General features: G+C 44.4%; 5 protein-coding genes and 1 rRNA gene. 1 reads left to right on the top strand and 5 read right to left on the bottom strand.

All coding sequences use genetic code 11. From position 1 onward, the window contains the following. Window position 1 precedes the first annotated feature (1 nt). Complete coding sequence (locus AB7U21_RS10145; RefSeq protein ID WP_428388769.1) at window positions 2–100, top strand: DUF7121 family protein; 99 nt, start codon at window positions 2–4, stop codon at window positions 98–100. Window positions 101–136: 36 nt separating this feature from the next. On the opposite strand, the gene AB7U21_RS10140 is transcribed toward AB7U21_RS10145, so the two are convergent. The 5 genes from AB7U21_RS10140 to rrf all read right to left on the bottom strand — a co-directional run. After that, window positions 137–1294 carry a radical SAM protein gene (locus tag AB7U21_RS10140; RefSeq protein ID WP_333787405.1) on the bottom strand — a complete coding sequence of 386 codons (1158 nt, stop codon included), beginning with the start codon at window positions 1292–1294 and terminating at the stop codon, window positions 137–139. A 9-nt stretch (window positions 1295–1303) separates the two neighbouring features. Next, the gene (locus AB7U21_RS10135) at window positions 1304–2461 is read right to left on the bottom strand and encodes an NAD(P)/FAD-dependent oxidoreductase (protein ID WP_333787408.1); all 1158 of its coding nucleotides are present in this window, start codon (window positions 2459–2461) and stop codon (window positions 1304–1306) included. Window positions 2462–2471: 10 nt separating this feature from the next. Continuing rightward, on the bottom strand, window positions 2472–3416 hold the full coding sequence (locus AB7U21_RS10130) for a UbiA family prenyltransferase (protein WP_333787406.1): 945 nt from the start codon (window positions 3414–3416) through the stop codon (window positions 2472–2474). 60 nt (window positions 3417–3476) lie between these two features. Further along, the gene (tgtA, locus tag AB7U21_RS10125; RefSeq protein ID WP_333787407.1) at window positions 3477–4925 is read right to left on the bottom strand and encodes a tRNA guanosine(15) transglycosylase TgtA; all 1449 of its coding nucleotides are present in this window, start codon (window positions 4923–4925) and stop codon (window positions 3477–3479) included. A 226-nt stretch (window positions 4926–5151) separates the two neighbouring features. Continuing rightward, a 5S ribosomal RNA gene (gene rrf / locus AB7U21_RS10120) occupies window positions 5152–5249 on the bottom strand; the annotation flags it as partial.

Genomic DNA, 5249 nt, shown 5'->3' with positions numbered 1-5249 from the left:
TATGCGCAAGGATGCCGAAGACATCTTTGATAAGTTCAAGGCTGGAGAAAAGCTCACCACAGAAACCCTCATGGCGCTTCAGAGATCTGGACTGTTATAAAAAAGAAACTAATAAGGGTGATTTCACCCTTAAATTTCAATTTTGTTCTTCTTGCTCATTTAAACCCAGACGGATACGTCTGAATTCGGAATTGCGCATCAAGCATTTACCACCTGTGAAGGTAGGGTCTTCAGTGATCTTTTTCCATATGGTTTTAAGGTTATCATTATGTATATTGCCATAACTTAAAGGCAGGCAGGAACATGGCCATACGTTCCCTTCGGGTGTTATATGCAGCCATTTCCGCCCGGCAAAGCAACCCATTTTTCCTACCACTTGAGGTATAGGAAATATCCTGGGACCAGCGCTCATAGAGGCATAGGACACAAAGTCATCGAATTTTTTGCGGTCTTCAACAGAGAGCACCTCGTTAGTATGGTCAAGCCACCTGCCAGTCGGAACTATCTCAAAGAAGGAGATCTCGTGTACACCTGCTTCGCGAGCCAATTGATAGAAATCGTCCAGTTCATGTATGTTCCTCGGAGAGATGACCACATAGATATTCACAAACAGACCAGCCTCTACTCCGTTGCGTATTGCCGACATGGCATCTCTGAAGACACCGGAACGGCCACGCATAAGGTCATGACCCTCTTCATGTGCACTGTCCAGGCTCACACTAAGCATGTATAGGCCAGCCTCTTTGAGACTTTGTGCCTTTTCTACAGTTAGGCCAACTCCAGAAGTGAACAGACCGGGAATAGCACGCTCCTGGTCGACATGAGATATCAGCTCTTCCAGACCCGCATAAAGTAAGGGCTCTCCTCCATCGAAAATAATTAAAGTAGTACCTACCTCCTGTGCCTGATCGATGATAGACCTCACAATATTTGGCTCCAGCTTTGCACGATTCTTTGTATCAGGCAATGCACAGTGAAGGCATTTATTGGGACAATCCTCTGTGATCGAAATGGTCAGTTGCTCTGGTATATACTTACCTCTCATATTACCCATCTGGCTGGATACCAGCCTATCAAAGGGTTTGCTGGGTATTGGAGGCATCCAAGTGGAATAAATAAGTCTATCAGCCTCCACTACAGAAGGCTTCGTACCATCGAACATCTGCATCAGGTCTTTTACCATAGAGTTGAAAATAGGAGATACTAAACCTTCTGTATTCATCTTTACTAAACCATTCTGGACCGTTGCATAGACCTTAAAAAGGGGATTCCTGTAAAAATAATACTTATCCATAACCACTGTTCACTTCCTTCTCAATGCTGCCCTGTAGGTAAGCAATGAAGATGGCTTTTTCCTGAGCATGAACATAGCTGCATGTATTGCCTTATTTAAGGGCTTACCTTGAATGAAAGAAAGATCCTCACCCTCAAAGACCTGCATCATTGCATCTATTTCCTTATCAGTCATCTTACGCAGGGTCTCAAGGGCGATACGACCCAGATAGTACTCGTTCCTGTACTCCTGGTTCCAGCGTTTTCTGTACTCTGACAGGAACCTGGCAGAAACATCATTCTTTGCAATGGCATCTGCTGCCACGTCACCACACATCTGGCCAGCATGCATCCCATATCCTATGCCTGACTGGGCAGCAGAGCCTCCAGTGACCATAACTCCTTCACCTACTATATCTGCGGGAATGGCAGCTATGGGGTCTCCACCCACTGACTTTTTAATAAAGGACAGTTCTTCCAAGCCTTTTATTTTCTTGAAATTCTCCACCCAGGTATCAAAGAAAGATGAGACATCCGTACCATGCCTGCGTACATATACTCCCAGAGTTGCGCGATCACCGCCACATGGTGAATATGTTGATTTCCATCCAGGGGCATGGTTTCCTACATAATATTCGAACATGTCAGGTTCTCCCAGACCTGGAGCCTCCACCTCGGCTTCCATAGACCATGCTATATCACGAGGATATTTGATGGGTTTCATACCCAAAAGCCCTGCAATTCTGGAATTTATACCATCTGAGATTATGACTATCTTAGACTTCAGCATTCCTTCATTGGTACTTATGGAAAAGATGCCTTCATTACGGATAACATTTAAAGCTTCTACTCCTGTGCGAATGTCAACTCCGGCCTTAATCACCTGCTGTGCATAGTATTCATCAAACTTTCTGCGATCCAGGAAATACGCCGGGCTTTCTACAACAACCTTGTCACCGGAAGGAGCTACTATATGTGCACCTTTGAGATTCTTTATCACATAGCTCTGGTCAACAGTCTCACCTGTCTTGTCGAACATCCCTTTAAAGAAAGTGTTTGCAGGATGGGTGGGATTTCCAATTGCCTCTTTCCTGTCGATCAGAATGACATTTGTACCCTTTAATGCAGCATTACGGGCGGCCATGAGACCTGCCGGAGAGGCACCAATTACTACAATATCTGCATCCATGATCATTACCTTACCATATTATTGAAGCGTAAGTGGTTGATAATACCAGCAGAAGCACATCAACTATAAGTGAACCGAACATGATGCCTCTGTAACGTGAACCCTGAAGGAAGAGACGTCCACCTCTTTGAGGAGTTGGATCCTTGATGAAATCAAATGATTGTGACAACATCCATATACCCGCAAGGATGGCACCAGTAAAAAACACTGGACCAAGATGAGCAGTGATGCCTATTGCAATGGAGGCAAAAACCCCTACGACCCACATGACCGTCACGAATCTGGATGTGGCAGGCACACCAAATGTTACAGGAAAAGTGGGCGCACCACGTGCACGGTCTCCTTCTACATCCCTTGCCACACCTGAGAGCGTGAAGCCCCAGTCAGTGAAACACATCATGAGACCCAGGAAAATAGCAGGAAGAGGTAAAATAGCACCGTAATCAGGCTGTTTAAGTATTCCTGCGGGATCAAAGGCCAGCCATACACCAATGGGTACAAGTCCATAAGCTATGCCTACGGGAATGAAACTTAGGAAAGTGGTTCTTTTGGCCACACTTGAATATATACTGATGGTTAGCACTGCTACAATGAGCACAACGAATGATTCTGGATTGAGGATCAATGCAGCTGCTGATGCTATCACTCCCAGAAATATGGCGTATTTCAGAGCCTTTTGTTTACTGAGTTGTCTGGATGGAAGGGGCCTATTTGGAAGGTTTATAGAGTCAATATCCACATCACAGCAGTCATTATACACGTAGGAGCTCGTAATGGCTGCGTAGCCTCCTATTACTGCAATGATAAATGGGAAAAGGGGAGGCAGAGAACCTGTTGCCAGATAGGAGGCCAGCAATGCACTTGCTGCCGGCAAGGCAAGGTCCATATCTGCAATTTCCGGTCTTAGCAATTCAATGAAAGGATGGGTAGTCTTTGAATCTGAGATTGAAACCAATTAAATCACCGCAACAAGAACTATTTTGGGGATCCTTACCATTTTTAGTTAATGAGAATATTAGATAATAGTTGCTACCTGTTTCAATTCCTCTACGAGGGGATGTTCAAACCTTTCTGCGATCATGAAAGTGAATTCTACGTGAGGATTTAATCCAATAAGTTCAAGGAAATTCATATATGCTTCTTCAAGGGATTCATAGTCAGGAATGTGAACTGATTCGGTATTGAATGGGTATATCTCAGAGAGCTCCTGAGGAAATGCACCAAATGGTGGTCTGAATATGAGCACATGATCGAACTCGGAGTCGATACGTGTAGGTGAAGCTCTGATCAAAGCTTTACCTTTAAGTGAGAAACGGCCTAATCTGCGGGAGAATCTCAGAACTTCAGGACGCTTGGATGACTCAGGTCCACAGTAAAAAAATGTGGACTTGGATGCAGGATCGTGCTGTTCCAGCCAATAGGAAGACTTATACATCTGCTTCAAGGCTGAAAGCAATCTAGGATGCGCACGACATCTTTGTTCAACAAGTTCCAGCAAGTTTCCTTCTTTAATGGATTGTTTTACATGGCGTATTTCTTCAAATGTTACATAGAGATTATGCCGGGCTAAAAGGTCCTGACAATTAGATGCTTTTTTGAGTTGTTCGGCCGTATGAGATACACATACAGGACAGGAACATGGAAGATATTGAAGTTGGTCAACATGATATGTGCCTGTGGTAGTGATGTATCTCCTGTCCTTAGCATAAAGGGCATAAGCTGCTGAATCGAACAGATCGCATCCAAGAGATACTGCAAGAGCGAACATCATGGGATGCCCTGCGCCAAACAGATGAACGGGAGCAGAAGGGTCCAATCCTTTTTTGGCAGCAATGATGACATCAACCAGATCTGCATAGCGGTATGTTTCCATGAGAGGTACGACCGCCCCAAATGGATACACGTCAAAGCCCACTTCTGAGAGAGTATGTGCACATTGTTCACGCAGGTCCAGATAACTTGAACCTTGGACCGGGCCAGCGAGTAACATGTCACCATTGGCCAGTTCTCTCGCTGCCTTAAGGCGTTGGACAGTAGTCTCAAGTTCAGCTTCTGCCTGCTCTCTTGTGACATTGGGAGGGGTGGGAATATCCAGAGGAACAATTATGTCCGAGCCAATCTTCTGCTGGAACTCCACAATTTGCTCGTTGCTCACTTCTACCTCACCATACACTGATAATTGGAAGGATCCCGAATCTGTCATAATAGGACCATCGAAATCCAGCAGGGAATGCAGACCATCCTTTAGAGCTTTCTCACGCAGCTCTTCCTTGCGATAGATGATATAAGAATTGGTGATGAGCATTTGAGCCCCGAAATCTCGCATTTCTGAAGGCTTAATGGTCTGGATATTGGGATTGATAACAGGCATAACAGTAGGAGTTTCCACTACACCATGGGCAGTGGTGAGTTTACCTATGCGTCCTGCAGCATCCTTATGTAATATCTCGAATCTGGATGTCATGAGGGGGTAGATAAAAGTAAAGATATATGTATGTTGCCTCAGCAAAAACTTTGACAATAGACAAATAATTGTAGCAGAAATAAAACAGCGGATTATAGTTTACTATCCATAAAAACAGAAACAAGGATTCATCACTGCTGTTGAAGAACATGATCAGATAAAAAGTACAGTATCAACTAGTAGAAAATAAGTATTTATAAGAATCAGTATTTAGATCATAGAGTGAGCATAGCAGCGATCCGAAGTTCCCAAAGGCTCGCGCACTTAAGTACAGTACGGAACGTGGACAGGCTTATCTGCTGTGTTCGGAATGGGTACAGGAGT

This window comes from Methanomethylovorans sp., from assembly GCF_050177135.1.
Taxonomy (GTDB): domain Archaea; phylum Halobacteriota; class Methanosarcinia; order Methanosarcinales; family Methanosarcinaceae; genus Methanomethylovorans.
This window is presented reverse-complemented; position numbering and strand designations above follow the sequence as displayed.